This window comes from Mesorhizobium sp. M1329, assembly GCF_040318035.1.
In the GTDB taxonomy this organism is placed as follows: domain Bacteria; phylum Pseudomonadota; class Alphaproteobacteria; order Rhizobiales; family Rhizobiaceae; genus Mesorhizobium.
The window spans coordinates 36,443-63,065 of record NZ_JAMYLN010000031.1 but is presented as its reverse complement, the minus strand read 5'-3'; the positions used below and the strand labels follow the sequence as shown (position 1 = coordinate 63,065).

The following is a 26,623-nucleotide window of genomic DNA, read 5'->3' as shown; positions in this document are numbered from 1 at the left end:
TCCACACTGGGCGCCCGGCATTTTTGTCGGCAGCCATACATAGGACTCGCGGCAAGCTCTATGAAGCACTCGCGACCTGACCGGATATCGCGGCCATGTCGAACGTGTTTCTCACCCTGACCGACTTGTAGACGTAGGCGACCCAAATCCCGGTCAGGACAAAAGAAACTACGGGCATTACCAGCGCATCCCCTGCAAGCACCAAGCTCACAGGAGCACTCATAACCGCTGAGGTCCACGCCGCGTCCAGAATAAACACGATTGGTATTGCAAACCACTGACACAGGAATAGCTGCTTGAAGCGGGAACTCCGCCGAAGCATTGCCACGAACACAATCACCTGAAGCACCAGAAACGCCAGCAACAGGGCAACCTCGCCGTAGACCGCCAAGGTGCCATTGGGGAGCGTCATTAGCTGTCGATAGCCCTCGCTCGAAGAGAACAGCTCAGCCAGCGTGCGGAAAGGTGCCAAGCACTGTCCAATCGCCAGCAGCATGAGCCAGCCTCCGAAACCTACGAGAGCCGAAGGATCCTGTAATGGCTTTGCGGCTGACCGAACGGCAAAGAAAACAGGCACGCCGATCAGCAGCAGCAGTATAGCCCAATGCCAGATGGAAATCTGCATCCAATCCCTCCCTTGATGCTCTTTTAGGTTGTATCAGATTTCAACCTCAACTCAAGAGGCAACATCGAAAGGAAGCGCTGCTTGCAAGACCCGTCAACACCATATTTCTGGCACGATGCTATTTCCGGCAGGATGCTGCCATGTCGCGAACTCTGATCGTCGTTGGCCTCAGCATAGTCGCCATAGGCCTGCTGTGGCCTTGGTTGGCCCGGACCGGCCTTGGCAGGCTGCCCGGCGATATCGTGATCGAGCGTGAGAACTTCAGGCTTTATGTCCCCATCACCACGGGGATACTGGTCAGCATCGTGCTCTCGGCCATTCTATGGCTGATCAACCGTTAGGCGATGCTCCGGGCGATTTGTGTTGCAGGCCCTACTCGCTCTTGATCTTCTTACACTCCGATCGCTGCCACCAATATCCGGTTCTGCCTCCGTATCGCCGTGCGCAACTCTGCAATCCTCGCCTCCTCGCGCTTCACGAATTCGATGAACATCATGTTCATGTTGTTGAAGATGAGTTCGCCGAGCGCCGGCCCGTCGATGTCGCGGCGCACCAGGCCGAGCGCCTGTAGCCTGGTGATCAGCGCACGGATCTGCTCGGTCAGTGCGCTGTCGAGCGCGGTGTAGGCCTGGCCGAACGGGCTGTCCGGCAATTGCGTCGAGATCGCCATCGCCTGCCGCCACATCTCCTTGCTGAGATAATGCAGCGAGTGCTCGATATAGATGCCGAGCAGCGTGTCCAGCGCGTCGCCGACATTTGCCGGCGGGTTGGCCACCACTCCGCGCCCGGCATTGAGCACCTCGTTGACCTCCATCGAAACGATCGCGCCGAGGATGTCGCCTTTGTTCTGGTAGTAGTTATAGATGGTGCCGACCGAGACTTCGGCCTGCGCGGCGATGGTTTCGATCTTGGCGCCTTCATAACCGGCATCGCGGAAAAGCGCCGCCGCCGCCTCGATGATGCGGCGGTGCCGATCCGCCTTCTGCCTTGCCCGCAATCCGCTCATAGCGGCTGTTTGCCACAAAAACAGAATTGACTCAATTTTAGAATTGGTTCAATTTTTTGCTACACGCCAAAAAGGCAAGGGAGAACACTCGATGTCCGTCAATCCAAAGACCCCCAACCCAACCGTCAGGAATCCGCTTTCCGTTCTGAAGAGCCATCTCCAGGGCGCGTGTGCCGCGGCAGCCCTGCTGCTGGCGGCGGGCAGCCTCGCTCAGGCGCAGGACCTCAACGCGCTGATCTGGTGCGATCACGCCGATCCGGCACTGTTGCAGCCGTTCGAGGAGGCGAACGGCGTCAAGGTCAATGTCAAGGAATTCGAAGGCACCGGCGCTGGCCTGGCCATCGTCGAACAGTCGCAGCCCGGCGACTGGGATGTGATGGTGATCGACAGCATCGACGTGCCGCGCGGTGTCGAAAAAGGCCTGTTCGAACCGCTGCCGGAAGACAAGCTGCCGCTGTCCGACCTCTTCCCGCAGGTGAAGATGGATAGCTCTACCGTGGTCGACGGCAAGCGTTACGGCATCACCGAAAAGTTCGGCTACAACACGATCGGCTACAACAAGACCAAGGTCGACCCGGCCGACATGCAGTCGATGGCTGCGCTGACCGGCGACAAATACAAGGGCAAGATCGCCATCTACGATTATTACCTGCCGGTCATCGGCATGGCCGCACTGGCGATCGGCAAGAAGACGGCGGAACTGACCGAAGCCGACCTTCCCGCCATCAAGGAAGAGCTGCTCAAAATGAAGGCCAACGCCAAGCTGGTCGGCGAAGTGACCGCCAGCCAGACGGCGCTGGCGACCGGCGAGGTCGATATACTGGTCGGCGGCGGCGAATGGGTGACGGCGGGGCTGGCCAAGGAAAACCCGGCGCTGGACTTCTCTATCCCGAAAGAAGGCGCCGTGCTGTGGTCGCAGTCGCTGGCAATGTTCAAGGATTCCAAGAACAAGGAGTTGGCGCTTAAATTCATCCAGTACATTATGAGCCCCGAAGGCCAGGCGCGGCTCGCGACCTCGTCCTGCTATTGGGGCATGCCGGCCAACGCCAAGGCGGCGTTGAGCGACGAGCAGAAGAAGATCCTGCGCTTTGACGAGCAGCCGGAGTTCCTCGCCCGCGCCCAGTCCTATCCGGCGCCGAACGCCGATCTCGACAAGAAGATGCAGGACGTCTGGACCGAAATGCTGCAGGCGCAATGACTGGCTGCCGGCCGTGAACGCCGTCAACAGCGGGCGTGCCCTGCCCTGGGCGCTGGTCACGCCGGCGCTCGGCTGGACGTTGCTGTTCTTCGTGCTGCCCTTCGTCGCCATGGCCGTATCCAGCCTGACGGCGCATGAAGGCGGCGGCTTCACGCTGTCCAACTACAGCCAGTTCTTTGCCAATCCATCTTACTGGCAGGCGATGGTGAACTCGCTGCAGGTCACCGCCATCGTTACTCTGATTTCGGTGCTGCTCGCCTATCCCTTTGCCTGGATTCTGGCCGAACAGGTGCCGGAGCGCTGGCAGCGGCTGGCGCTGATGCTGGCGGTGCTGCCGTTCTGGACCTCCTATGTCGTGCGCTCCTATTCGTGGCTGCTGGTGCTGGCGCAGAACGGCGTCGTCAACCGCGCGCTGACCGGCTCTGGCCTGTTCGGCGAACCGCTGCAGCTCGCCAATACGCGGCTAGCGACCGTCACCGGCTTCGTGCATTTCTTCGTCATGCTGCTGACGCTGACGATCTTCGCCAATCTGAAGCAGCTCAGCCCAAGCTACCGCAAGGCCGCCGCCGACCTCGGCGCCGGGCCGGTGCGCACATTCCTGCATGTCGTTCTGCCGCTGACGCTGCCCGGCATCATGGTCGGCGCCTTCCTCACCTTTGTGCTGTGCATCGGCGACTACATCACGCCGCAGATCCTCGGCGGCAACAACGAGCTGTTGATGCCGCAACTCGTCATGATGCAGATCGGCCGGCGCGGCGACTTTCCGCTCGCCTCGGCGCTGTCGATCATCCTGATGGCGGTGGTCACCATCGCCTATCTCGCCTGCGCCCGCTGGCTGAAGATCGAACGGGCCTGACCATGCGCGCGCTCATCCGCACTGTCTCGAGTCTCTATGCCCTCGCCATCTATGGCTTCATCTTCCTGCCGGTGGTGGTGCTGGTGCTGTTTTCGCTGCAGGCAACGTCGTTTCCGATCCCGCCCTTCACCGGGCCGTCGCTGCTCTGGTACGAGGCCGTGCTCGCCGACACGCGGCTGACTTCGGCGCTGGTCAATTCGCTGCTGGTGGCGGTCGTCTCGTCGGCTGCCGCCGTTACGCTCGGCTTCCTCTCCGCCTGGGGTTTTGCGCGCTTCGCCTTGCCGGGCTCGGGCCTGATGCGCGGGCTGATCACGCTGCCCTTGACCGTCAGCTATCTCATCATCGGCATGGGGCTGCTGGTGCTGTTCAATTGGGCCGGCGTGCCGAAGTCGCTCACTGCCGCCGGCATCGGTCATGTGGTGATCAATCTGCCGCTCTGCTTTGCCATCGTCTACAGCCAGATGGGCGACCATCAGATCAATATCGAGCGCGCGGCGCGCGACCTCGGCGCGCCCGAATGGAAGGTGCTGCTTTTGATCACGGTGCCTGTCATGGCGCCGGCCATCTTCGCCGGCTTCTTCCTGTCGATGACCTTCTCCTGGGACGAATTCGTCATCTCGTTCCTGTTGACGCGCTTCGACACGACGCTGCCGGTCGAGATCTGGAACCTGCTGCGCTCCGGTCTCAATCCCAAGACCAACGCCGTCGGCTCGCTGGTCTTCGCCGTTTCCATCGTACTGGTGGTATTGTTCGAGCTGATGCTGTTGCGGAGGAAGCCGGCATGAGTGCGCCACTGGTCGATATAAGCTCTGTCTCGCATCGCTTCGGCCAGCACACCGTGCTGAAGAACGTCTCGCTGACGATCGAGCCTGGCAGCTACACGATCCTGCTCGGGCCGTCCGGCTCCGGCAAGACGACGCTGCTGTCCATCCTCGGCGGCTTCGTCACGCCGAGCGAAGGCAAGGTGCTGATCCGCGGCGAGGACTGCACCGCCGTGCCGCCGGCGAAGCGGCCGACGACGACCGTGTTCCAGGACTATGCGCTGTTCCCGCATATGAGCGTCGGCAGCAATGTCGGCTTCGGCCTGCGCATGCAGGGCGTCGATGGCGCAACCCGCGCAGCGAGAGCGCGCGAGGCGCTGGCGCTGGTTGGCCTCGCCACCGCCTTCGACAAGAAGCCGCACCAGCTTTCAGGCGGTCAGCGGCAGCGCGTGGCACTGGCGCGCGCCCTGGTGGTCGAGCCGGCGGTGCTGTTGCTCGACGAGCCGCTCGGCGCGCTCGACCTGAAATTGCGCCGGCAGATGCAGGACGAATTGAAGGCGATCCAGAAAAGAGTCGGCACCGCTTTCATCCACGTCACCCACGACCAGGAAGAGGCGATGGCGCTGGCCGACCATTGCGTGGTGATGAATGACGGGCGCATCGAGGACGAAGGACCGCCCGAGCGCGTCTATGCACGGCCGGCGACGCGCTTTTCCGCGACTTTCATGGGCGAAAGCACGCTGATATCGGGAACGGTGACCGAGGCGAAGAGCGGCAAGATCACCGTCACCACGAAGCTTGGGCCGCTCTCGCTGGCCGGCACATTGCCGGTCGGCTCGACCGTTGCGCTGGCCATCCGGCCTGAGCACCTTGTCCTCGGCACGGCCGGGGGCGCCGTGGCGCTTGGCATGGCCAAGGTCAGCGACGTCGTCTTTCAGGGCAGCTTCAAGCGTGTGCTGGGGACCTCCGCGGCCGACCCGGCGCTGCACTTCATCGCCAAGGTTCCCGCCGTATCGGCCGTCCAGCCGGGCGACGTGGTCGCGGTATCGTGCGATGCTGGCGACATCATCCTGCTTGCGGACTGAACATGAGCGCGCTTCCAACCATCGACGCTCCTAACTGGTACGAAACCATCCGTATGGGCGATGGCGTGACGCTGATCCACGAGCCGTGGATCAAGCCATTCTTCCGCTGCAACATCTGGCACGTGCGCGGCCGCGACCGCGATCTGCTGTTCGACACCGGCCTCGGCCATTTCAGCCTGCGGCGCCACGTGCCGCTGGTCACGGAGCGCAAGCTCACCTGCGTGGCCAGCCACACGCATTTCGACCATATCGGCTGCCATCACGAATTTCCCGACCGCTGCGTGCACCCGGCCGAGGCCGAGATCCTCGCCGATCCGCGCAATGAGTGGACGGTCGCCGACCGCTATGCCACCGACGCAATGTTCGACGGCATGCCGCAAGGCTGGGATACGGCACGCTATCGGATCCTGCCCGCACCAGCCGGCCGCTTGCTCGAGCAAGGCGATATCCTCGATCTCGGCGACCGTGCCTTCGAGGTCATCCACACGCCCGGCCATTCACCCGGCGGCATTGCGCTCTACGAAAACAGGACGGGCATCCTGTTTTCCGGCGACATCATCTATGACGGCCCGCTGATCGACGACGTCTATCACTCCGATATCGACGACTATGTCGCATCGCTGCTGCGCATGCGCGATCTCGAGGTCTCGGTCGTGCACGGCGGCCATTTCCCGAGCTTCGGCAAAGTCCGCTATCGCCAGCTTGTCGACGAGTATCTCGCGCAAAAGCGCCAAGCCGGCTGCCATCTGCTCGCCCGATAAGGACCAGCGTTACAGCGTCAAAGCGCCCTTTGCGGACAGGGTGTCCCCGCCGCGTCGCCGCAGCGTGATGCCGTGGGCTCGGGTCTAAAACTCTTTTCCTCCGACTGGCGCACCAGTTCCGCGAAAGCCAGGGCAAAACTTGCCAGCATCAGGAATACGATAATCAAGCGTGCCAGCGGCAATAGATCGGCCTCGACTGGTTAGCCCCCACGCCGCCCGTCCGCTGCCGGCTAACATGATCGATCCGGCTTTACGAGAGTTTAAGGCGGGTCTTAACCATCACATCATTTTGTCCTCCGACATGATGCGCGAGTGCGGCTTGTTTGGCGGCCAACTCAAGGCACCTCCCTCCCTTTGCAGAAATGCCCACCCATGCTAACCCGGCGCTGGCGCGGCCCAGCAACCGGTCGCCGCCAATCGGTCGCCAAACGGTCATCGCCAATCGGTTGTCGTTGAGAGCCATGAGCAAAACCGCCAGCCGTTTCGCCTTCGTCTCATCCGGTACAGCCGACGCCAATGCGGCGCTGGAAAGCCTTTCGGCACGTTACGGCCAGGCATCCGTCGAAGAAGCCGGGATCGTCGTGGCGCTCGGCGGCGACGGCTTTTTGCTGCAGACCTTGCGCGAGACGATGAGCACGGGAAAGAAGGTCTACGGCATGAACCGTGGCACCATCGGTTTCCTGATGAACGAATACCGCGCCAGCGGCTTGACCGGGCGCATTGCGGCGGCCGTTGCCGAAACGATCCGTCCGCTGGAGATGCAGGCGGTGACGGCGGAGGGCGAGACGATTTCGGCGCTGGCGATCAACGAGGTCGCGCTTTGGCGCCAGTCCTACCAGACCGCCAAGATCCGCATCACCGTGGATGGGCAAGAGCGGCTGGAGGAATTGCACTGCGACGGCGTGATGATTGCGACGCCGGCCGGCTCGACCGCGTATAATCTGTCGGCGCACGGGCCGATCCTGCCGCTCGACGCTCCGCTGCTGGCGCTGACCCCGGTCAGCCCGTTTCGTCCGCGCCGCTGGCGCGGCGCGCTGCTGTCCAACAAGGCGATCGTGCGTTTCGACATTCTGGAGCCGGAAAAGCGGCCGGTAAACGCCGCCGCCGACCACACCGAGGTCAAGGCGGTGACCACGGTCACGGTGAGGGAATCGCCGACGGCAACGGCGACGCTGCTGTTCGATCCCAACCATTCGTGGAACGAGCGCATTCTCGCCGAACAGTTCAGGTATTGAGCCGGCGCAGCAGCCACTGCGCAAATTAAGCATCGCGATTAACGCTACGACTTCACAATCGCGCCAATGCCGCCCGTTTGTGTTGACAAATCGTGGGCTTGCGCCTACCTGCAATACCAATCTTGCAGGCGCGCGGCGCTTGCCGCGACTGCTTATGTTGCGCCCCCGAACCAGCCAAAGACAGCCAAACTTGTCCTCAGACACCCAGATCGCTCAAGAAGCGTTGACCTTCGCAGACCTCGGCCTGTCGCCGAAGGTCCTTTCCGCAGTTACCGATGCCGGCTACACCGAGCCGACGCCGATCCAGGCTGGTGCTATCCCGCACGCCTTGCTCGGCAAGGACGTGCTGGGCATTGCCCAGACCGGCACCGGCAAGACGGCGTCCTTCGTCCTGCCCATGCTCACCCGGCTGGAAAAGGGCCGCGCCCGCGCCCGCATGCCGCGCACGCTGATCCTCGAGCCAACGCGCGAGCTCGCCGCGCAGGTCGAGGAAAACTTCGTCAAATACGGCAAGAACCACAAGCTCAACATCGCGCTGCTGATCGGCGGCGTGTCCTTCGACGAGCAGGACAAGAAGCTCGAGCGCGGCGCCGACGTGCTGATTGCGACCCCCGGCCGTCTGCTCGACCATCGCGAGCGCGGCAAGCTCCTGCTCAACGGCGTCGAGATCCTCGTCATCGACGAGGCCGACCGCATGCTCGACATGGGCTTCATCCCCGACATCGAGCGTATCTGCGAGATGATCCCGTTCACCAGGCAGACGCTGTTCTTCTCTGCGACGATGCCGCCGGAGATCACCAAGCTCACCGAGAAATTCCTGCACGCGCCGGTGCGCGTCGAAGTGTCGAAGGCAGCATCTGCCGCCACCAACATCATCCAGCGGCTGGTGAAATCCGGGCCAAAGCCCTGGGACAAGCGCGAGACGCTGCGCAATCTGATGAAGGCCGAGGATGCCGAGCTGAAGAACGCCATCATCTTCTGCAACCGCAAGATCGAAGTATCGGAGCTGTTCCGCTCGCTGCTGAAATATGATTTCGACGCCGGCGCTCTGCACGGCGACATGGACCAGCGTGCGCGCATGCAGATGCTGGCCAATTTCCGCGACGGCAAGCTGCGCTACCTCGTTGCTTCGGACGTCGCGGCGCGCGGCCTCGACATTCCCGATGTCAGCCATGTCTTCAATTACGACGTGCCGATCCACGCCGAGGATTACGTCCACCGCATCGGCCGTACCGGCCGCGCCGGACGCTCCGGCAAATCCTTCACCATCGCGACCAAATCGGACACCAAATACATCGACGCCATCGAGCGGCTGATCGGCACCAAGATCGAATGGCACGACGGCGACCTGTCGACGGTCGTCGCCAGCGAGGGCGGCGAGGATGAGGCCCCGCGCCGTGGCCGCGGTGCACCACGCCGCGCCGGCCGAAAGGACGACGCCAAGGACAGGGGCGAACGCAAACCGCGTGAACGCCAGGCCAAACGTGGCGAGGAAACGGCGCCGGAAGCGGTTAGCGAGGAACAGCCGGTCGTGGCCGAAGCCGCCGTCGCCGACATTGGCGAGCGGCGTACCCGCAAGGACGCGATCCGCTCCGAAAACACCGAACGCAAAGCTTCGCCCGATCGCAACGAACGGCGCGCGCCGGAACCCGGCGACACCAGGCCACAGCGCGAGCGCCCTGCCCGCCAGCGTCAGGAAGACAATGACGCAACCGTCGGCTTCGGCGACGACATGCCAGCCTTTATGCGCATCGTCGCCAAGGTCTGAGACGGCGTTCGCGCGTACACCGACGCGCAGTTCCTTCCAGATGACACCCTTCCGTGGCACATTTCCAGGGCTTGCATCGCTTTGCGCTAAAGGTTCTTGAGCTCCAGGCGGGATGCCAGCAGGTCCAGAAAAGCGCGAACTTTGGCCGAGGACGATCTGCCTTCCGGCCACACGGCGTGTATTGGCACCGGCACTGGCTCGAATTCGGTCAGAACCAGTTCCAGGCGGCCATCGTCCACGAGGTGTTTTACCTGCCAAAGCGGCGAGTAGCCCAAACCCAATCCGTGAACCGCGGCCGCATAGATCGATATCATCAAATTCGACCGGAAGGTGCCCGCGACCTTCACCGGCCGGGGCTTACCTTCAATCTGAAACATCCATTCGCCTGGGCGGCCGTCGACGGTTCGTACGATGCATTCATGCTCACGCAATTCGAGCGGATGGGCCGGTCGGCCTTGTTGCTGGAAGTAGGCAGGTGCGCCGAACACCACGCGCCGCAGCGCCCCCAGGCGCTTCGCACGTAAATTGGAATCCGGCAAATTGCCGATCCTTACCGCCAGATCGAGACCCTCGGCATCAAGATCGACAAATTCGTCGGAAAGCTGGAGGTCAACCTCGACCCGGGAATATGTCCGCATATAGTCGGCGATAACCGGCACGAGGAAGTCCGGGCCGAACAGAACCGGGGCACTCACACGCAGGATGCCGGATGGCTCCGACCGTCGATTGGCTGCTTGAAGCCTGGCTTCGTTAATTTCCTCGACGGCGGGTTTGATGCGCTGGAAAAAGACCGCTCCGGCTTCGCTCGGCGTCGAGCGGCGTGTCGTCCTGTGCAGAAGCTCGACCCCGATTGATTCCTCCAATGTCGCCAGGGACCGACTGATCGACTGCAGCGAGCGGTTCAGCCGGCGTGCGGCAGCCGTCAGGCTGCCATGTTCGACAATGGCAATGAAGGCTTCGAAATCATCTATCCGGCTCATCGCCTATTTCTCCCGAAAATCGAGAGAAACTATCGCAAAATCGATGAATTGTAACGAAGTTCGCCAGACTTTATCTTCCCCGCATTGGCCGAAAGGCAGACTCGAGGGAAGGAGATCGTCATGCGAACACCCAGTCCAACCATCCTGGTCGTAGGCGCCGCAGGCCGCGTTGCCGGCTTGGTGGTGCCTGAACTCGTCCGCCGCAATGCCGGGGTTCGGGCGCTTGTTCGTGACGCCGCGAGTGCCGAAAAAGCCCGGAAAGCCGGCGCATCCGAGATCGCGATCGGAGATCTGCGCAACCATCAGAGCCTTGAGCAGGCCGTGAAAGGTGTCGACGGTGTCTTCCACATCGGACCGGCCTTTGCTCCCGACGAAGCCGCCATGGGGGTTGCCATGGTTGAGGCAGCGGCGCGAGCAGACGTTCGAAAGTTCGTCTTTTCGTCGGTGATCCAGCCCACCAATACGAGGCTGGAAAACCATGCAAGCAAGATACCCGTCGAAGCTGCCCTCTATTCGACAAACATGGAATACACCATTCTGCACCCGGCCAATTTCATGCAGAATATCGCGGCCGCCTGGCCGTCCGTTGTCGAGCACGGCGTTTTCGCCGAGCCGTTTCCAAAGACGGCGAAGCTCGCCCGCGTCGACTACCGCGATGTCGCTGAAGTGGCGGCGATCGCACTGACCGAAGCGCGTTTGTCCTATGCGACCCTCGAGCTGTGCGCCGACGGTATGCACAGTCGCGAAGAGGTCGTCGCCATGATGAGCCAAGCGCTTGGCCGGCCGGTTTCGGCGGGCGAGCCGACATTTCAGGACTGGGCGGCGAAGGCCCGCCTTCCCTATACCGACCGCCAGTTGCAGATGCTGGCCAAAGTACACAGCCACTACGCCAAATACGGCCTCGGCGGGAACAGCCTGACGTTGCGCGCCGCGCTTGGCCGCGAGCCGCGTTCGCTGCGAAGCTTCATTCGGGAATTGGCGCTGCAGACGGCATATGCCGCCTGATCGTCCTCACAACGCTTACGCACATTTTTGATTGGAAGATTTCGATGCAAGCATCACCGGACCGAGCCTTCAAATTGAGAAAGCTGCCGCCCTCCTACGGCGCGGTGGTGATGCCGTTGGTTCTTTCAATTCTGATGTCCTCGATTGTCTCGGCGGTTTCGACGGCAATCGGCGCAGGCTGGACGAACGGGTTTATAGCGGCCTGGAGCTATGCATGGGGCGCTTCATGGCTTGTCGCGTTTCCCAGTCTGCTGATCGTGCTTCCGATCGTGCGCCGGATCGTTGCCGCGATTGTCGATCAGCCGGCCCGGTCCTGACATCACGAACCCCGTCCTGACATCACGAACGAAGGGCGCCGGCGGCCGGCGGTCCGCCACAACCATTTAGAGCGGCCCCTTTGCGGGGCCGCTCCCGGTTCGGGCGCTTGCCTCAGGTGAGCGGCGACAGCTGGATCTCGACGCGGCGGTTCTGAGCCCGGCCGGCAGCGGTCGCGTTGGAGGCGATCGGACGCGTCTTGCCGAAGCCGGTGACGGCGAAGCGGCGGGAATCGACGCCCTGTCCAGACAGATAGTTGGCGACCGCCAATGCGCGCCGCTGCGACAGGTCGAAATTGTGCTCGTCGCTGCCGGTCGAGTCGGTGTGGCCGAACACGTCGACCGTGGTCTGGCGGAACTTTTTCAGCACAAGGGCCACTGAATTCAGCACCGGATAGAAACCGGCCTTCACCGCATCCTGGTCGACGTTGAAGGTGATGTCGGACGGCATGTTGAGGATGATCTGGTCGCCGGTGCGGGTGACGCTGACGCCGGTGCCCTGAAGCTGCCGGCGCAGTTCGGCCTCATTCTGGTCCATGGTGGCACCGATGGCACCGCCGGCAAGCGCACCGATGCCCGCGCCGATCAGCGCGTTGCGGCGGTCGTTGCCGCCGGCAAGCATGCCGAGCCCGGCACCCGCCAAAGCACCGAGACCGGCGCCGGCAGCGGTGTTGGAAACCTTCTGTTCCCCGGTGTAGGGATCGGTGGTGCATGCGCTCACGAGCACAGCCGTCGCCACGACGGCGAGCACAATCTTTTTCATACGGTGGTCCCTCTCCATTCCACGGCCGCGCAACGGCGCACCGCATCAGCCCTTCCAGCAGACTTGTAACATGAAATGCGGCGAAAAGCGGACCAGCAAAAGCCGCTCCCGCGGCTTTCCCCGGCTCAATTCCACACGCCTGCAGCGGCTCGCGCGACCACCGCAATTCGACCGGCTACCAGAGATTCTTGCCGTCGATGACCACCACTTCGACCTTGTCGAGATCGAAATCGTCGAACAGCCGCGAGTTCACGCTGATCTTCGGATTGTCGAAATTCGGCTCGCCTGTCGACCAGTCCGGCGTCTCGGTGAAGGTGCCGCAGCCACAGGTGGCGCAAAAACCGTGTTTTATGGTTTTTGATCCCCACTGGTAGAACGAGACATTCTCCGGCGGGCTGGTGAGCCTGAATTGCGATGGGGTGTAATAGGCCCACAACGAACCGCGTTTCGAACAGAAGGAACAGGTGCATCGCGTCACTGTCTGTGGCGCTTGCGAAACCTCGAATGTCGTCGCCTTGCAGTGGCAGCTTGCCTTGATGGGCATGGATTTAGTCCCTCACAATGCCGCCGCCCCGTACGGCAAAGGCAGCATAAAGGAACGCTCCTGACAACTGCCTGTCAGCGACCTGTGAGCCTGCGATGCACAGGTTAAAAGTACTGGGTTGCCGTTCGAAGGCCCACCGATTCAAAACCGCTGCACCCCTCGGTGTCACCCCGCGGGCAAGCTTTTGGGCGTCATGCGCTAATAGGACGATGGGGGCACGAACAGGCAGATGGTCTTTCCGTCATTGGCACCGGCAACGGAGCACCAATGATATTCGCCGTCGGGCGAATTCTTGATCCGCTTGTCGCTATAGGCCACGACTTCCCCGGTCCCTTTGATGACATAGCCCTCGGGACGTTCGCTGATCGATGTCTGAGAGACCTCGCGGCAATCATAGCCCGAGCAGCAGGAGAACGGATAGCTCCAGCCTTGCGGCATGGCCGCGGTCGGCTTGGCATCATGCGCCAGAGCAGGCGCTGCAAATGGAATGGCGGCAGCTATCAAAACCGCTGCCGCGACAAGTGAATTCAGGAGTCGGCGCGCCGTGCGGGCGACTGGGGCCGGTCTGGTTGTGAGAGCAGGCATGAGCGCAGTTCCTATCAACGGTTGTCAAGCATCTCGCTTGCCCGTTCCCGGAACGTGTCTTCCCAGTGGCCGGATCGTCAGGTCGCAGATACGCCGCGTCCGGCCATAAATGCTTTTTTCCTCCCCAGCGCATGAATGCTGGGCTGATTCCTTGGTTGGCGCAAGGAATTGCTGTCGCAACCGAACGCCGACCTCTGCAACCGGAACCAACCTGCCGTCCTGATTGACGAAACCTGGTCAACCCCGGCAGTGGGATCGCCAATAACGGGATCGGCTCGCGCTGGTTCCAGGCTTGGCACCGGCAGGCCCGAGGCATCCGCGTCAAAAGCCGAAATCGATTTTGAAAAATTCGATGAAAAACAAAGTTGTAGAACGACAGGTAAGTTCAAATTGAGAGCTCGTCACTCTCGCGCGATGGCCGTAACTCTCGCGTGATGAAACCAGGTACTGCCGGACTGGTGCCGCCACCCTCAGTCGATATCGGCCACCGTTTCACCAGCGCCACCCTCGATCCGCTGCGACAGTGAGGCTTCCATGAAATCGTCGAGGTCGCCGTCGAGCACGCTCGACGGGCTGGTGCTCTCGACACCGGTGCGCAGATCCTTCACCAACTGATAGGGCTGCAGCACGTAGGAACGTATCTGGTGGCCCCAGCCGATATCACTCTTCGACGCTTCCGTGGCGTTCGCCACCGCTTCGCGTTTCTTCAGCTCTTCCTCGTAAAGCCGCGAGCGCAGCATTTCCCAGGCTTTCGCCTTGTTCTTGTGCTGGGAGCGCTCCGCCTGGCAGGCGACCGCGATGCCGGTGGCGAGATGGGTGATGCGCACCGCCGAATCGGTGGTGTTGACGTGCTGGCCGCCCGATCCCGAGGAACGATACGTGTCGATACGGACGTCGGATTCGGAAACGTCGATGTCGATCGTATCATCGATGACGGGATAGACCCAAACGCTGGCGAAGGAGGTGTGGCGGCGCGCATTGCTGTCATAGGGCGAAATCCGCACGAGACGATGCACGCCGGATTCCGTCTTCAGCCAGCCATAGGCGTTGTGGCCCTTGACCAGCAGCGTGGCGGACTTGATGCCGGCTTCTTCGCCGTCATGCACTTCCAGCACCTCGACCTTGAAGCGGCGGCGCTCGGCCCAGCGCGTATACATGCGCAGAAGCATCGAGGCCCAGTCCTGGCTTTCGGTGCCGCCGGCGCCGGCATGGACTTCCAGATAGCTATCGTTGGTATCAGCCTCGCCCGACAGCAGCGTTTCGATCTGGCGCGCCTTGGCCTCGCCGCGCATCGAGCGGATCGCCGCTTCGGCCTCCGCGATGACGCCCTCGTCGCCCTCTTCCTCGCCAAGCTCGATCAGGCCGATATTGTCTTCCAGGGCCTGGGTGAGGCCTTTGACCGCGGCAATGCCTTCCTCGAGGCCCTGACGCTCGCGCATCAGCTTTTGCGCTTCCAGCGGCTCGTTCCAGAGGCTGGAATCCTCGGCGCGGACGTTCAGGTACTCAAGCCGCTTTATGGCTTGGTCCCAGTCAAAGATGCCTCCTCAGCAGGGTGATCGCCTGCCTGATCTCGTCGACAATATTTTGCGTTTCCGCGCGCATGGCTGGCTGTTCTGTCCTGTTGCTGGATGGCGGTTTGGTGGCGCGATACATAGGGACGGCACGGTCTCCTGTAAAGCGCCCGCCCCTGTAAAGCACCGGCCCCTGTAAAGCGGGATGGGCCGGCTCGACCATGATCGTCAAGCCGGCCCGACACAATGTAGCGATTGTCAGTAGAGCCCGCCGCCGCCCGACTGGATGGCCTGGTTGGCCTGCGGCGACAGCGCCCCGCCGGTGGCGTTGGAGCCGTCCGCACCCATGCCGATCACCCAGTAGCTGTCGGCGGGACCGGTACCCGGCTTGAAGGCTTCGATGAAGGCTCCGGCGTCGCCCGCGTTGGCCCGCATGCCGGTCTTGCGATTGATCGCAATCAGCTTCATGCCTTCCGGAACCTTGAAGTCGACATTGGGCGTGCCGTCCAGCGCCACGCGCATGAAGTCCTTGAAGATCGGCGCGGCAAGGCCGCCGCCGGTCGCGCCCTTGCCGAGACCTTTCGGCTGATCGTAGCCCATATAGAGGCCGACAACGAGGTTCGGCGTAAAGCCGATGAACCAGGCATCCTTTTCGTCGTTGGTCGTTCCGGTCTTGCCGGCGATGTGACGGCCGAGTTCGTTGATGGTGGCGCCGGTACCGCGTTGCACGACGCCCTCCATCATCGATGTGATCTGGTAGGCCGTCATCGGATCGAGCACCTGCTCGGAGTTGTCGACCAGCTCCGGCTCGGGCTGGTTCTGCCATTCTGCGGCGTTGCAGTTCGAGCAGCCGCGTTCGTCCTGCCTAAAGACGGTCTTGCCATACCGGTCCTGGATGCGGTCGATCAGCGACGGCTTGATCGACTTGCCGCCATTGGCCATGATCGAATAGGCCGACACCATGCGCATCACCGTCGTCTCGCCGGATCCCAGCGCCATCGGCAGATACGGCGCCAGATGGTCGTAGACACCGAAACGCTCGGCATATTCCACGACCAGCTTCATGCCCATGTCGTTGGCAAGCCGCACCGTCATCAGGTTGCGCGATTTCTCGATACCGGAGCGCAAGGTCGCCGGGCCGGCCACCGTTCCGTCGTAATTCTTGGGCGTCCAGGTCGTGTTGCCGCTCTGGATGGTGATCGGCCCGTCCATGATCACCGAGGCAGGCGTATAGCCATTGTCGAGGGCGGCCGAATAGACGATCGGCTTGAACGACGATCCGGGCTGGCGCATGGCCTGCGTCGCCCGGTTGAACTCCGATTGCGCGTAGGAGAAACCGCCGACCATGGCCAGGACGCGTCCGGTATGCGGATCCATGGCGATCAGGCCACCTTCCACTTCAGGAACCTGGCGCAAGCTGTAGCTGTTGTCCGAGCCGTCGTTCTTCTGCACGAAAATCACGTCGCCCGGCTTCAGCACGTCGGCCGGCGACTTCGCCTTGACGGTCCTGCCGTCGACCACGTGGCGCATGGCGAAGCTCATGTCTTCCTTGCTGACAGTGCCTTCGACGCGGTCCTTGACGATTTCGCCGGAGATCTGGCGCGTCGGCTGCAGGCCGATGGACAGGCCGGTGGCCGAGCTGTCGAGCACGACGGCGAGCGACCATTCCGGCACGTCCTCCAATCGCTTGACGTTGCCCAGCGGCACGCCCCAGTCGCCGGAAATGTCGATGCTCGTGACCGGCCCGCGGTAGCCGCGCAGCGTGTCGAACTTCATGAGACCGTTCTGCATGGCCTTGCGGGCAATCAGCTGCATCTTCGGATCGAGCGTCGTGCGGACGGAAAGGCCGCCTTCGTAGAGCGCATTCTCGCCATAGCGCGCGATGATCTGGCGACGCACTTCCTCGGTGAAATACTCCCCGGCGAAGAGATAATTGCCGGTGCGGCGCGGCGTGACGCCGAGCGGCTCGGCCTTGGCCTTCTCGCCTTCTTCATGTGTGACGTAGCCGTTCTCGACCATCTGGTCGATGACCCAGTTGCGGCGCTCCAAGGCGCGATCGGCATGCTTGAAGGGATGATAGTTGTTCGGACCCTTCGGCAGAGAGGCGAGATAGGCGGCCTCGGCCACGGTGAGCTCGTTCACCGATTTATCGAAATAGGTGAGCGCAGCACCGGCGACGCCATAGGCGCCGAAGCCGAAGAAAATCTCGTTGAGATAGAGCTCGAGAATGCGATCCTTCGAGTAGGCCTGCTCGATGCGGAAGGCGAGGATCATCTCCTTGATCTTGCGCTCGTAGGTCTGGTCTGAAGACAACAGGAAGTTCTTCGCCACCTGCTGGGTAATGGTCGAGGCGCCGACCTGGCGCTTTCCCGAGCCGACATTCTGCAGATTGACGACAATGGCGCGGCCAAGGCCAGTCACGTCGATGCCGGGGTGGTTGTAGAAATTTTTGTCCTCGGCCGACAGGAAGGCCGCCTTGACGCGATCCGGGATCGCCTGAATCGGCAGATAAAGCCGCCGCTCACGCGCATATTCGGCCATCAGCGCGCCATCCGACGCGTGGATGCGGGTCGTCACCGGCGGCTCGTATTTGGCCAGCACCTCGTAATCGGGCAGGTCCTTCGACAAATGGCCGATATAGATCGCCACGCCCGCCGCGACCAAAAGGGCCAGCGTCGTGCCGATGCCGAAGAAATAGCCAATGAGACGAATCATACCCGCTCCAGTCCTTGGTTCGGGAATTTCCTAAACGAAGCCGCCCTTCACGCAAGCTTTCGGGACGATCCCAAACCGTAATCGCAAAACCCATGTCGCGACCATGTGGGCAAAATACGGCAGCATGGAATTTCGGTTTCGAATGCCGGAAATAAAAGCACAGGGTGTTGTCGCCGTGCAACGCTGCTTCAGGTTGTGGGCGCCGGCGGGCATTTCAGCCTCCGGCCCCCGTTCCGCTCTTGGCCGAAGCAAACAGTGCAACGGCGTTGGTTATGCTCTGGGTCGCCTTGTTGCGCCAATCGGCGCTGAGCAACTGTGCTTCGTCCTTGGCATTTGACAGATAGCCGAGTTCGACCAGCACGGATGGAACATCCGGCGCCTTCAGCACCTTGAAGCCGGCAGAACGCTGCGGGTTGTTGATCAGGCCGACGCTGGTGGAAAGCTGGCCGACGAGAGTATGGGCAAAGCTCATCGAAAAATTATGCGTCTCGCGGCGGATCAGGTCGATCAGGATATCGGTCACTTCCTTGCTGTCGTCCTTGATCTCCATGCCGGCGAACTGGTCGGAAAGATTTTCACGGTCGGCAAGCGCTTGCGCCTCGGGATCGGAAGCCTTGTCGGACACGGTGTAGACGGTAGCGCCGCGGATGCCCTTGAGGCTGATCGTGTCGGCATGGATCGAGATGAGCAGGTCGGCCTCATGCTGGCGGGCAATGCGCACGCGGTCGTCGAGCCGCAGGAACACATCGGTCTCACGCGTCAGGAACACGTCGTATTTGCCGCCGGCGGCGAGCTTGTCGCGCAGTTCCATGGCGAAGGCGAGCGTCACGTTCTTCTCGACCGTACCGTTCAGGCCCTCGGCACCGCCGTCGATGCCGCCATGGCCGGGATCGATGACGACGGTGAAACGATGGCCCGGATTGGAGACCGGCCCGGTACCGACCCTGCCGGCCTTGTCGGCGGAGACCGTCGAGCCGGTGGTCAGCGCCTGATTGGCGAGCGCCGCATCGAATTCCCGCTGCGACGCCGCCGACATGTCGATGGCGATGCGGTAGCCCTTGCCGTCATCGTTCTTGAGCACGTCGAGATTGTCGACGGCGAACGGTCCCTTGCCGGTGAGAATCAGCCGCGATTTCCTCTCGCCGAGTTCGCCGTAACGCACGGCGCGGACAAGCCCGCGCGGCTTCACATCCTTGGCATTGAGGGCGAATCTCGTGGCCGGCAGATCGATGACCAGACGATTGGGGCCGCGCAGCAGGAACCATTTGATGTCGGGCTCGCGGTCGAAATTGATGACGATGCGCATCTTGGTGGCATCGCCGGCCATCTTGTAGCTTGTGGCACCGAGCGGTGCGTCGGCAGCACGCGAAAGCGGCGAAAAGACCAGGCAAGCCAGGATCAGCGGCAGCAGGCAGGCGGTGCGGAAGAACCGGCCTCCATGATGACGGCCCTTGTCTGCGAAGCCTGCCAGTCCCATCTTTCTACCAGTCGCTCCCGTTTGGCGTCATGCCCGATGGCTTGTCGAAGTGCCTTATTGCTTGTCAAAGTTCTGGCAGGCCGCGAACTCGATTAACGATTGGTATCCAGAGAAGGTTAACCAAGCCTTTTCATGGAAGGCTTGGGACCGGGGCTTCCGCTGCGGAACGGCTTTTTGCCGGCATCGGGAATCGGGGTTGCCTTCCAACCCGCCAAATCATAAAAGCGATGGTGGATCACTGCAATCCTGGAACCGTCCTCCTCCGCAGCTTCCTGCTACAGGTCAGACGCAAGACGGCTCCTTTCGCTTCAGGCGAAGAAGGCATCGGTGATCGCGACGATTTTCGCAGGCGTGCTCCCGTGGCGGGGGAATCGCCTGCGTGAGCAAAACGGCCGGGATTGTCCCGTGCCGGCTCTGTATGAGCAAACAAGCTGGTCCGGTTTTTCCCGGGCTTTGGTTCAAAAGGTTCTGCTGGTGACGATGGCTTCAAGCGCAATCATGGAAAGGTCCGCAACAAACCGCGCCACTACGGCTGCGGGCGGCACCGCCATGGCGCTCAGGCAGCGGCCGGCGGACGTTCAATTGTCCGGCACCCATGTTCCAGGTCCACGGCAGCGGGCATTGTCCTGCAAGCTGCGGCCGACGGCTGCCGGGAGGAAACGAGATAATGCCCAACAAAATGCTGATAGACGCCTCCCACCCGGAGGAAACACGCGTTGTCGTCGTTCGCGGTAACCGTATTGAAGAATTCGACTTTGAATCCCAGGACAAGAAGCAGCTCAAAGGAAACATCTATCTCGCCCGCGTAACGCGCGTCGAACCTTCCCTCCAGGCAGCCTTTGTCGAATATGGCGGCAACCGTCACGGTTTCCTCGCCTTCAGTGAAATACACCCCGACTACTACCAGATTCCGGTCGCCGACCGTCAGGCGCTGCTGCGTGCGGAAGCACAGGAGGCCCAGGACGAAGAGGACGAGGAAGTCGCCGAAGGCGAGGACCGCCAGAGCCGCGACCGTGGCAAGCGCGGACGCCGGCGCGGCGGCAAGACCCGCGACCGCGGCGAACACAGGCGCGAGGCAGGCGCGTCCGACGGTGAGAATAGCGAGAACGGCGAAGATGCCGTCGCAGAAAACCTGGATTCCGCTGCCGACAACACCATGTCCGACATTGCCGGACAGAGCGAGGATGCTGCCGGACAGAGCGATGAAGTCGCCGATCGCGGTGAGACCGAGCCGTCCGAAGGCGGTTCCAGTTCCATCGCTGCCAGCATCGATGCCGACGTAATCTCGGAAGCCGTCCCGCAAGTCGAGCTAAGCGGGCCCGAGACAAGCGGGGCCGAGACAAGCAGCGAAGCAACCTCCGAAGACAATGACCGCGGCATGCTGGAAGAGGTGCAATCCTCGCATCCGGACGATCACGAGGTCGAATCGGTCGGCGCCGAAGACGCGCTAGAAGAAGTGCGCAACCGGCGCAAGCCAGTGCGCCGCCAGTACAAGATCCAGGAAGTGATCAAGCGCCGGCAGATCCTGCTGGTGCAGGTCGTCAAGGAAGAGCGCGGCAACAAGGGTGCAGCGCTGACCACCTATCTGTCGCTGGCCGGCCGCTATTCGGTGCTGATGCCGAACACGGCACGCGGCGGCGGCATTTCGCGCAAGATCACCAATGCGCAGGACCGCAAGCGGCTGAAGGAAGTCGTCGCCGATCTCGAAGTGCCGCAGGGCATGGGTGTCATCCTGCGTACGGCCGGCGAAAGCCGCACCAAGGCAGAGATCAAGCGCGACTACGAATATTTGATGCGGCTTTGGGAAAACGTCCGCAATCTGACGCTGCAATCCACGGCCCCTGCCCTGGTTTACGAGGAAGGCAGCCTGATCAAGCGTTCGGTGCGCGACCTTTACAACAAGGATATCGACGAGATCCTGGTTTCCGGCGAAGAAGGCTACCGCGAGGCCAAGGACTTCATGCGCATGCTGATGCCGAGCCACGCCAAGGTGGTTCAGCCGTTCCGCGACACGACGCCAATCTTTGTGCGCAACGGCATCGAAGCGCAGCTCGACCGCATGCTGCAGCCGCAGGTGACGCTGAAGAGCGGCGGCTACATCATCATCAACCAGACGGAAGCGCTGGTCGCCATCGACGTCAATTCGGGCCGTTCCACCAAGGAGCACTCGATCGAGGACACTGCACTCCACACCAATCTGGAAGCCGCCGAGGAAGTCGCCCGGCAATTGAGGCTGCGCGATCTCGCCGGCCTCATCGTCATCGACTTCATCGACATGGAGGAGAACCGCAACAACCGCTCCGTCGAGAAGCGGCTGAAGGATCACCTCAAGAACGATCGTGCCCGTATCCAGGTCGGCCGCATCTCGCATTTCGGCCTGATGGAGATGTCGCGCCAGCGCATCCGTGCCAGCGTGCTGGAATCGACCATGAAGCCTTGCCCGCATTGCGGCGGCACCGGCCACGTGCGCTCCGATTCCTCGGTCGCGCTGATGGTGGTGCGGGCAATCGAGGAATTCCTGCTCAAGGATTCGCGCAGCCACATCACGGTGCGGACGCCGGCAGCAACCGCGCTCTATGTGCTCAATCACAAGCGCGGCACGCTGGTGGAATTCGAGCACCGCTTCGGCGTGACCATCACCATCGAAGCCGATGACGCGGTCGGTGCACAACACTATGCCATCTTCCGCGGTGCGCTGGCCGAAAAGCCGGAAGGCTTCGTCGAGGTCCGCACGTTCCCGGCCTATGTCGAGCCGGAAGAACCCGAGGACGAGATCGTCATCGAGGAGGAAGACGAGGCACCGGTGCAGGCCGAGCAGCCACGCCCTGTCCAGCAGCCGCAGCAGCCAAGGTCCGGCGAGGACGGCGAAGGCCGCGATCGCAAGCGCCGCAAGCGCCGCAGACGGCGCGGCGGCAAGGATCGTGAACATGGCGATCGCGACCACGGGGATCGCGAACATGGCGACCGCGAGCACGGCGCTGCTATGGAAGGTGCTTCCGTTTCGGCGCCGACAGACGACGCCTTCGTAGCCTCGGACGACCAAGCCGCCGAAGCGGAACGTGAAGCGCCGGCCGATGTTGCCGAAACGGCGGAAGCGGCGGACGACGGTCACGGCAAGAAGCGCCGGCGCGGCAAGCGCGGCGGCAAGCGCAATCGCCGTGAGGACGGCGAGGATGGCTTGGAAGCCGGCGCCGGCGAGCCAGCCGCCATAACAGAAGGTGCCGTATCGGAAGCAGAGCCCGTGACCGGCGAGCCGGAAGGTGCGCCGCCGGCCGAAGAGCTTGCGGTGCTTGCTCCGGCGAACGACGACATGCCGAGCGCCGAAAAGCCGAAGAAGCCGCGCCGTGCCGCCAAGCCGAAGAAGGTTGCGGCGGAAGCAGTTGCCGAGATTGCGGGCGCCGAGACATCGGCTGCCGAGGCGGCGTCGGTGGCTTCCGGCGAGACCGCTGCGCCGGTGTCGCAGGAGACCGAAGTGGCGGCTGCTGAGGAAGCGCCGAAGGTCCGGCCGTCGCGGCGCAAGCCCGTACCGGTGGATGCTCCGGTCGTGCCGGTCGTCTCCTCGATCGTCCCCGACGAGGCAAAGACCGAGGAAGCAAAGGCCGAGGACAAGCCGAAGCGTGCCGGCTGGTGGCAACGGAAGGGCTTTTTCTAAGCCTTTCCGTGCATTAGCCAGACTTTCTGATTAAAAAGTCCCGCGCTGGCGATCGGCTGCGCGGGACTTTTTGTCCCAATCCCAGGCGACAAGACTATGGCGCGAAGATCGACCAGTTCATTGTCTTCGCCAGTTTCTCTAGCGCGATCGAGCCCAGCCTGGAATTGCCGTTGGCATTAAGGCCAGGCGACCAGACGGCAAGCGACGCGACGCCCGGCACGATCCCCAATATGCCGCCGCCAACGCCGCTCTTGCCGGGAATGCCGACGCGGAAAGCGAAGTCGCCGGAGCCGTCATAGTGGCCGCAGGTCAGCATCATCGCGCCGATGCGGCGGGCGCGCTCGGCCGACACGACGGAATGCTCGGTCGCCGGGTTCTTGCCGCCATTTGCAAGGAAGCGGCCGGCCAGGGCCAGTTGCCGGCAGCTCATGGCGATCGCGCAATGGTGGAAGTAAACGCCCAGCGCCAGTTCCGGCGCGTGATTGAGATTGCCAAACGATTTCATGTAATTGGCAAGCGCGAAATTGCGAAAGCCAGTGGCGCGTTCGGACGCCGCGACCTCGCGATCGATGATGATCGTGTCGTCATCGGCCAGGAACTGGATGAAGCGCAGGATCTCGCCGATCGCCTCGCGCGGCTGATGGCCGGCAAGCAGGATGTCTGAGACCACGATGGCGCCGGCATTGATGAATGGATTGCGCGGAATGCCGTTCTCGTGCTCGAGCTGGACGATCGAGTTGAACGGATTGCCCGAAGGTTCGCGCCCAACCCGCTGCCACAGCGCGTCGCCGACATTGCCGAGCGCCAGCGTCAGCGTGAACACCTTTGAGATGCTCTGGATCGAAAACGCCTCGTCGGCATCGCCCGCGGTCAGCACGCGGCCGTCATTGGTCACCGCGGCAATGCCGAATTTTTTCGGATCGATCTTGCCGAGCTGGGGAATATAGCTGGCGACGTCGCCGCGATCGGTACGCTCCGCCATTTCGGCAGCGACGTCGCGCAACGCATGTTCGAGTTGAGGCGCCTGATCAAACTCCGGCATCGTCGCCCCTGCTACTTCAGCCAGCGTTCGATACGCGCCATCGCCTCGACCATGTCGTCGTGGCTGCCGGCATAGGAAAAGCGCATCGTGCGATGGCCTTGCAGCGGATCGAAATCGCGGCCTGGCGTCGCCGCCACATGCGCCTCGGCCAACATCCTGCGCGCAAACGCCATGCTGTCATTGGTGTGCCTGGTGACGTCGCAGAAGGCGTAGAACGCGCCATCCATCGGCGCGGCAAGCGCAAAGCCGAGTTCCGGCAGGCGTTGCATCAGGAGCTCGCGGTTCCAGGCGTAGCGCGCCTTCACCGCCTCCAGCTCTTCTGTCGCCTTGAACGCCTCGATCGCGGCAATCTGGGACAGTTCGGGCGGCGAGATGTAGAGGCTCTGGGCGATGCGCTCGACTGGCCGCACCAGTTCCTGCGGCAGCACCATCCAGCCGATGCGCCAGCCGGTCATGCAATAATATTTCGAGAAGGAATTGATCACCGTCACATCCGCGCCGAAAGAAAGCGCGGTCGTGTCGGGCGCAGCATAGGCCAGCCGGTGGTAGATTTCGTCTGAGATCACGGCGATGCCGAGCTCTTGAGCTGTCTCGACCAGCGCCTCGAGATCGCCGGCGGGAATGACCGCGCCGGTCGGGTTGGCCGGGCTGGCGAACAGCACGCCCTTCAGAGGTTTTTCGCGATGCGCGGCTTGCAGGTGCTCGGCGTGGAGATAGGCGGCGCCGTCGAGCTCGATCTCGGCGATGTCGATGCCGAGCGCGGCCATGATGTTGCGATAGGCAGGATAGCCGGGTGCAGCGATGGCGACGCGGTCGCCTGGATCGAACATTGCCAGGAAAGCGAGGTTAAAGGCAGCCGACGATCCGGTGGTGACGGCTATCCGCTCGGGCGAAACGTCAAGCCCGTAGTGCTCGCCATAATGCGCCGCGATCGCCTTGCGCAGGCCGGCGAGGCCCAGCGCGTCGGTATAGCCGATGCGGCCTGCTTTCAGGGCATTGGCCGCCGCTTCGCGAACCCCGGCTGGCGCCGGATCGGAAGGCTGGCCGACGGCCATGGAAACGACCGGCAGGCCCTTGGCTTTCAGCCGATTCGCCTCGGCCAGGATGTCCATGGCATGGAACGGTTCGACCGCGCCGCGGCGCGAAAGCGAAACAACCATTTTTCAATCCACCACACTTGTCCGCACGTGCCGGCCATGCTGGCCGCGCCGCACAAATGCCCGATTGGTGTGGGGATCACAAGTTCGGTAAGTTTAGGCTGCCGACTTTTCATCCTTCGCCCACTCGTCTACCAGTGGAGCTGCCATGTTGAGCCGACCCAAATCGACGATCGCCAGGACAGCGCGCGCCCTCGCGACGCTTTCGCTTGCCGCGGTGGTCGCCATCGCCGGCTCGGTCAATGCCTTTGCGCAGAATGTGCCGGTTGTGCGCGATGCAGAGATCGAGGCGCTGGTACGCGATTACGCGCGGCCGATCTTCAAGGCAGCGGGCTTGTCGGGCGACGCCATCAACATCGTGCTGGTCAACGACCAGAGCTTCAACGCCTTCGTTGCCGGCCGTCGCCTGTTCATCAACACCGGCGCGCTGATGACGGCCGAAACGCCCAACGAGATCATCGGCGTCATCGCCCACGAGGCCGGCCATATCGCCGGCGGACACCAGCAGAAATTGCGCGAACAGCTCGAGCGCGCCAAGACGATGGCGATCCTGGCGACGCTGCTTGGCGCCGGCGCCATGGTGGCCGGCGCCACCAGCAACAGCCGCGGCCTCGCCGGCGCCGGCATGGGCGTGGTGGCCGGCGGCGGCGAGATGGCGCAACGCAGCATCCTCGCCTATCAGCGCACCGAGGAGATGACCGCCGACCGTTCGGCGATCACCTATCTCAATGCAACCGGCCAGTCCGGCATGGGCATGCTGAAGACGTTTGGCCGCTTCCAGAACGCATTGTCGCTCTCGGGCGCGCAAGTCGATCCCTACAGGATCAGCCATCCGATGCCGCAGGAGCGTATCGCCAATCTCGAAGTGCTGGTGAAGCAGAGCCCTTACGTCGACAAGGTCGACCCGCCGGCACTGCAGCAGCGCCACGATATGATGCGCATCAAGATCGCCGCCTATATGCAAGGCCAGGCCGCGGCGTCGCGATTGATGCGCAAGAATCCCGGCAGCCTCGCCTCGCGCTATGGCGACGCGCAGATGACTTATCTTTTCGGCAATCTGGCCTCGGCGCTCAGCAAGACCAACGCGTTGATCAAGGAACAGCCGAAAAATCCCTATTTCCAGGAATTACGCGGCGACATCCTGATGAAGGCGAACCGGCCGAAGGATGCGGCTGACGCCTATGCCAAGGCGGTCAGCCTCGATCCGGCGCGATCCGGGCTGCTGCCGGTCTCTTATGGCCAGGCGCTGATGGCCATCGGCACGCAGGATTCGCTGAAGAAGGCAGTGGCGCAGATCAACACCGGCCTCGGACGGGATCGCGAAAACGCCGACGGATACCGCTATCTGGCACAGGCCTACGGGGAACTCGGCAACATCCCGGCCGCCGAGCTTGCAACCGCCGAAGGGCATTTTTATTCCGGCGACTACAAGAATGCGAAAATCTTCGCCATGCGGGCGCAGCAGACCATGAAGCGGGGCGAGCCGGGCTGGCTTCGCGCGCAGGACATAATAAACTACGCACCATCAGGTAAGAAGAAGTGAACCTTTCGGACGCAGGCTGCGACGCAGCCAAACCGAGCAG

General features: G+C 62.5%; 23 protein-coding genes. 12 read left to right on the top strand and 11 right to left on the bottom strand.

Translation table 11 applies throughout. The features are described from left to right. Positions 1 to 58: 58 nt before the first annotated feature. A complete protein-coding gene (locus NKH21_RS25860) occupies positions 59 to 625 on the bottom strand; it encodes a DUF2569 family protein (RefSeq protein WP_352668203.1) in 567 nt (188 codons plus the stop codon). 140 nt (positions 626 to 765) lie between these two features. On the opposite strand from NKH21_RS25860, the gene NKH21_RS25855 reads away from it, so the two are divergent. After that, positions 766 to 966, top strand: a complete 201-nt coding sequence (locus NKH21_RS25855; protein WP_023679908.1) for a DUF2905 domain-containing protein — start codon at positions 766 to 768, stop codon at positions 964 to 966. Between the two features lie 50 nt (positions 967 to 1,016). Here NKH21_RS25855 and NKH21_RS25850 read toward each other — a convergent pair whose 3' ends face one another. Next, a complete protein-coding gene (locus NKH21_RS25850; RefSeq protein ID WP_352668205.1) occupies positions 1,017 to 1,631 on the bottom strand; it encodes a TetR/AcrR family transcriptional regulator in 615 nt (204 codons plus the stop codon). Positions 1,632 to 1,722: 91 nt separating this feature from the next. Between NKH21_RS25850 and NKH21_RS25845 the strand changes: the two genes are divergently transcribed. From NKH21_RS25845 to NKH21_RS25815, 7 genes are all read left to right on the top strand, one after another. Next, positions 1,723 to 2,829 (top strand): polyamine ABC transporter substrate-binding protein, encoded by a 1,107-nt coding sequence (locus NKH21_RS25845; protein WP_352668206.1) that lies wholly within the window; start codon positions 1,723 to 1,725, stop codon positions 2,827 to 2,829. A gap of 13 nt (positions 2,830 to 2,842) precedes the next feature. Further along, positions 2,843 to 3,685 (top strand): ABC transporter permease, encoded by an 843-nt coding sequence (locus tag NKH21_RS25840; RefSeq protein ID WP_502903447.1) that lies wholly within the window; start codon positions 2,843 to 2,845, stop codon positions 3,683 to 3,685. Positions 3,686 to 3,687: 2 nt separating this feature from the next. Further along, the gene (locus NKH21_RS25835; protein WP_352668208.1) at positions 3,688 to 4,470 is read left to right on the top strand and encodes an ABC transporter permease; all 783 of its coding nucleotides are present in this window, start codon (positions 3,688 to 3,690) and stop codon (positions 4,468 to 4,470) included. Further along, the gene (locus tag NKH21_RS25830; protein ID WP_352668211.1) at positions 4,467 to 5,531 is read left to right on the top strand and encodes an ABC transporter ATP-binding protein; all 1,065 of its coding nucleotides are present in this window, start codon (positions 4,467 to 4,469) and stop codon (positions 5,529 to 5,531) included. Before NKH21_RS25835 ends, NKH21_RS25830 begins: the two co-directional genes overlap by 4 nt. Positions 5,532 to 5,533: 2 nt before the next feature. After that, entirely contained in the window at positions 5,534 to 6,292 is a 759-nt protein-coding gene (locus tag NKH21_RS25825) for an MBL fold metallo-hydrolase (RefSeq protein ID WP_352668213.1), read from the top strand. Between the two features lie 461 nt (positions 6,293 to 6,753). Next, complete coding sequence (locus NKH21_RS25820) at positions 6,754 to 7,527, top strand: NAD kinase (protein WP_023679915.1); 774 nt, start codon at positions 6,754 to 6,756, stop codon at positions 7,525 to 7,527. Positions 7,528 to 7,717: 190 nt separating this feature from the next. After that, on the top strand, positions 7,718 to 9,295 hold the full coding sequence (locus NKH21_RS25815; RefSeq protein ID WP_352668215.1) for a DEAD/DEAH box helicase: 1,578 nt from the start codon (positions 7,718 to 7,720) through the stop codon (positions 9,293 to 9,295). Positions 9,296 to 9,381: 86 nt separating this feature from the next. Here the strand turns inward: NKH21_RS25815 and NKH21_RS25810 are convergent, their stop codons facing one another. After that, entirely contained in the window at positions 9,382 to 10,275 is an 894-nt protein-coding gene (locus NKH21_RS25810; protein WP_352668217.1) for a LysR family transcriptional regulator, read from the bottom strand. Positions 10,276 to 10,395: 120 nt separating this feature from the next. Here NKH21_RS25810 and NKH21_RS25805 point away from each other — a divergent pair, with 120 nt between their 5' ends. Both NKH21_RS25805 and NKH21_RS25800 read left to right on the top strand, forming a co-directional pair. Then, positions 10,396 to 11,280, top strand: coding sequence for an NmrA/HSCARG family protein (locus NKH21_RS25805; RefSeq protein WP_352668219.1), 885 nt, complete (start codon positions 10,396 to 10,398; stop codon positions 11,278 to 11,280). Positions 11,281 to 11,324: 44 nt separating this feature from the next. Beyond that, entirely contained in the window at positions 11,325 to 11,597 is a 273-nt protein-coding gene (locus NKH21_RS25800) for a DUF2798 domain-containing protein (RefSeq protein WP_023679921.1), read from the top strand. Positions 11,598 to 11,709: 112 nt separating this feature from the next. On the opposite strand, the gene NKH21_RS25795 is transcribed toward NKH21_RS25800, so the two are convergent. From NKH21_RS25795 to NKH21_RS25770, 6 genes are all read right to left on the bottom strand, one after another. Further along, positions 11,710 to 12,357: a YiaD family glycine zipper/OmpA-like lipoprotein gene (locus NKH21_RS25795; RefSeq protein WP_254817106.1), complete on the bottom strand. Its 648-nt coding sequence runs from the start codon at positions 12,355 to 12,357 to the stop codon at positions 11,710 to 11,712. Positions 12,358 to 12,532: 175 nt separating this feature from the next. After that, positions 12,533 to 12,901, bottom strand: a complete 369-nt coding sequence (locus NKH21_RS25790) for a GFA family protein (RefSeq protein WP_352868324.1) — start codon at positions 12,899 to 12,901, stop codon at positions 12,533 to 12,535. Between the two features lie 198 nt (positions 12,902 to 13,099). Then, positions 13,100 to 13,486 carry a hypothetical protein gene (locus NKH21_RS25785; RefSeq protein ID WP_352668221.1) on the bottom strand — a complete coding sequence of 129 codons (387 nt, stop codon included), beginning with the start codon at positions 13,484 to 13,486 and terminating at the stop codon, positions 13,100 to 13,102. A 470-nt stretch (positions 13,487 to 13,956) separates the two neighbouring features. Continuing rightward, positions 13,957 to 15,088 (bottom strand): peptide chain release factor 2 gene (gene prfB / locus NKH21_RS25780; protein WP_352668223.1). Its coding sequence is split into 2 segments (ribosomal slippage): positions 13,957 to 15,021 and positions 15,023 to 15,088, totalling 1,131 coding nucleotides; the frame shifts between segments, so codons are not numbered across the junction. A 167-nt stretch (positions 15,089 to 15,255) separates the two neighbouring features. Continuing rightward, the gene (locus NKH21_RS25775; RefSeq protein ID WP_352492524.1) at positions 15,256 to 17,712 is read right to left on the bottom strand and encodes a penicillin-binding protein 1A; all 2,457 of its coding nucleotides are present in this window, start codon (positions 17,710 to 17,712) and stop codon (positions 15,256 to 15,258) included. Between the two features lie 214 nt (positions 17,713 to 17,926). Then, complete coding sequence (locus NKH21_RS25770) at positions 17,927 to 19,189, bottom strand: N-acetylmuramoyl-L-alanine amidase (protein ID WP_352668225.1); 1,263 nt, start codon at positions 19,187 to 19,189, stop codon at positions 17,927 to 17,929. A 667-nt stretch (positions 19,190 to 19,856) separates the two neighbouring features. On the opposite strand from NKH21_RS25770, the gene NKH21_RS25765 reads away from it, so the two are divergent. Then, the gene (locus NKH21_RS25765; protein WP_352668227.1) at positions 19,857 to 22,841 is read left to right on the top strand and encodes an Rne/Rng family ribonuclease; all 2,985 of its coding nucleotides are present in this window, start codon (positions 19,857 to 19,859) and stop codon (positions 22,839 to 22,841) included. Positions 22,842 to 22,935: 94 nt separating this feature from the next. Here NKH21_RS25765 and NKH21_RS25760 read toward each other — a convergent pair whose 3' ends face one another. Both NKH21_RS25760 and NKH21_RS25755 read right to left on the bottom strand, forming a co-directional pair. Beyond that, on the bottom strand, positions 22,936 to 23,883 hold the full coding sequence (locus NKH21_RS25760; RefSeq protein ID WP_352668229.1) for a glutaminase: 948 nt from the start codon (positions 23,881 to 23,883) through the stop codon (positions 22,936 to 22,938). 11 nt (positions 23,884 to 23,894) lie between these two features. Further along, entirely contained in the window at positions 23,895 to 25,043 is a 1,149-nt protein-coding gene (locus NKH21_RS25755) for a pyridoxal phosphate-dependent aminotransferase (protein WP_352868318.1), read from the bottom strand. Positions 25,044 to 25,188: 145 nt separating this feature from the next. Here NKH21_RS25755 and NKH21_RS25750 point away from each other — a divergent pair, with 145 nt between their 5' ends. Then, positions 25,189 to 26,583: a M48 family metalloprotease gene (locus NKH21_RS25750; protein ID WP_352668234.1), complete on the top strand. Its 1,395-nt coding sequence runs from the start codon at positions 25,189 to 25,191 to the stop codon at positions 26,581 to 26,583. The last annotated feature ends 40 nt before the right edge of the window (positions 26,584 to 26,623 follow it).

Coding starts and splice junctions, on each gene's coding strand:
- NKH21_RS25860 (WP_352668203.1), bottom strand. CDS start 625: ATGCAGATTTCCATCTGGCATTGGGCTATACTGCTGCTGCTGATCGGC.
- NKH21_RS25855 (WP_023679908.1), top strand. CDS start 766: ATGTCGCGAACTCTGATCGTCGTTGGCCTCAGCATAGTCGCCATAGGC.
- NKH21_RS25850 (WP_352668205.1), bottom strand. CDS start 1,631: ATGAGCGGATTGCGGGCAAGGCAGAAGGCGGATCGGCACCGCCGCATC.
- NKH21_RS25845 (WP_352668206.1), top strand. CDS start 1,723: ATGTCCGTCAATCCAAAGACCCCCAACCCAACCGTCAGGAATCCGCTT.
- NKH21_RS25835 (WP_352668208.1), top strand. CDS start 3,688: ATGCGCGCGCTCATCCGCACTGTCTCGAGTCTCTATGCCCTCGCCATC.
- NKH21_RS25830 (WP_352668211.1), top strand. CDS start 4,467: ATGAGTGCGCCACTGGTCGATATAAGCTCTGTCTCGCATCGCTTCGGC.
- NKH21_RS25825 (WP_352668213.1), top strand. CDS start 5,534: ATGAGCGCGCTTCCAACCATCGACGCTCCTAACTGGTACGAAACCATC.
- NKH21_RS25820 (WP_023679915.1), top strand. CDS start 6,754: ATGAGCAAAACCGCCAGCCGTTTCGCCTTCGTCTCATCCGGTACAGCC.
- NKH21_RS25810 (WP_352668217.1), bottom strand. CDS start 10,275: ATGAGCCGGATAGATGATTTCGAAGCCTTCATTGCCATTGTCGAACAT.
- NKH21_RS25805 (WP_352668219.1), top strand. CDS start 10,396: ATGCGAACACCCAGTCCAACCATCCTGGTCGTAGGCGCCGCAGGCCGC.
- NKH21_RS25800 (WP_023679921.1), top strand. CDS start 11,325: ATGCAAGCATCACCGGACCGAGCCTTCAAATTGAGAAAGCTGCCGCCC.
- NKH21_RS25795 (WP_254817106.1), bottom strand. CDS start 12,357: ATGAAAAAGATTGTGCTCGCCGTCGTGGCGACGGCTGTGCTCGTGAGC.
- NKH21_RS25790 (WP_352868324.1), bottom strand. CDS start 12,901: ATGCCCATCAAGGCAAGCTGCCACTGCAAGGCGACGACATTCGAGGTT.
- NKH21_RS25785 (WP_352668221.1), bottom strand. CDS start 13,486: ATGCCTGCTCTCACAACCAGACCGGCCCCAGTCGCCCGCACGGCGCGC.
- NKH21_RS25775 (WP_352492524.1), bottom strand. CDS start 17,712: ATGATTCGTCTCATTGGCTATTTCTTCGGCATCGGCACGACGCTGGCC.
- NKH21_RS25770 (WP_352668225.1), bottom strand. CDS start 19,189: ATGGGACTGGCAGGCTTCGCAGACAAGGGCCGTCATCATGGAGGCCGG.
- NKH21_RS25765 (WP_352668227.1), top strand. CDS start 19,857: ATGCCCAACAAAATGCTGATAGACGCCTCCCACCCGGAGGAAACACGC.
- NKH21_RS25760 (WP_352668229.1), bottom strand. CDS start 23,883: ATGCCGGAGTTTGATCAGGCGCCTCAACTCGAACATGCGTTGCGCGAC.
- NKH21_RS25755 (WP_352868318.1), bottom strand. CDS start 25,043: ATGGTTGTTTCGCTTTCGCGCCGCGGCGCGGTCGAACCGTTCCATGCC.
- NKH21_RS25750 (WP_352668234.1), top strand. CDS start 25,189: ATGTTGAGCCGACCCAAATCGACGATCGCCAGGACAGCGCGCGCCCTC.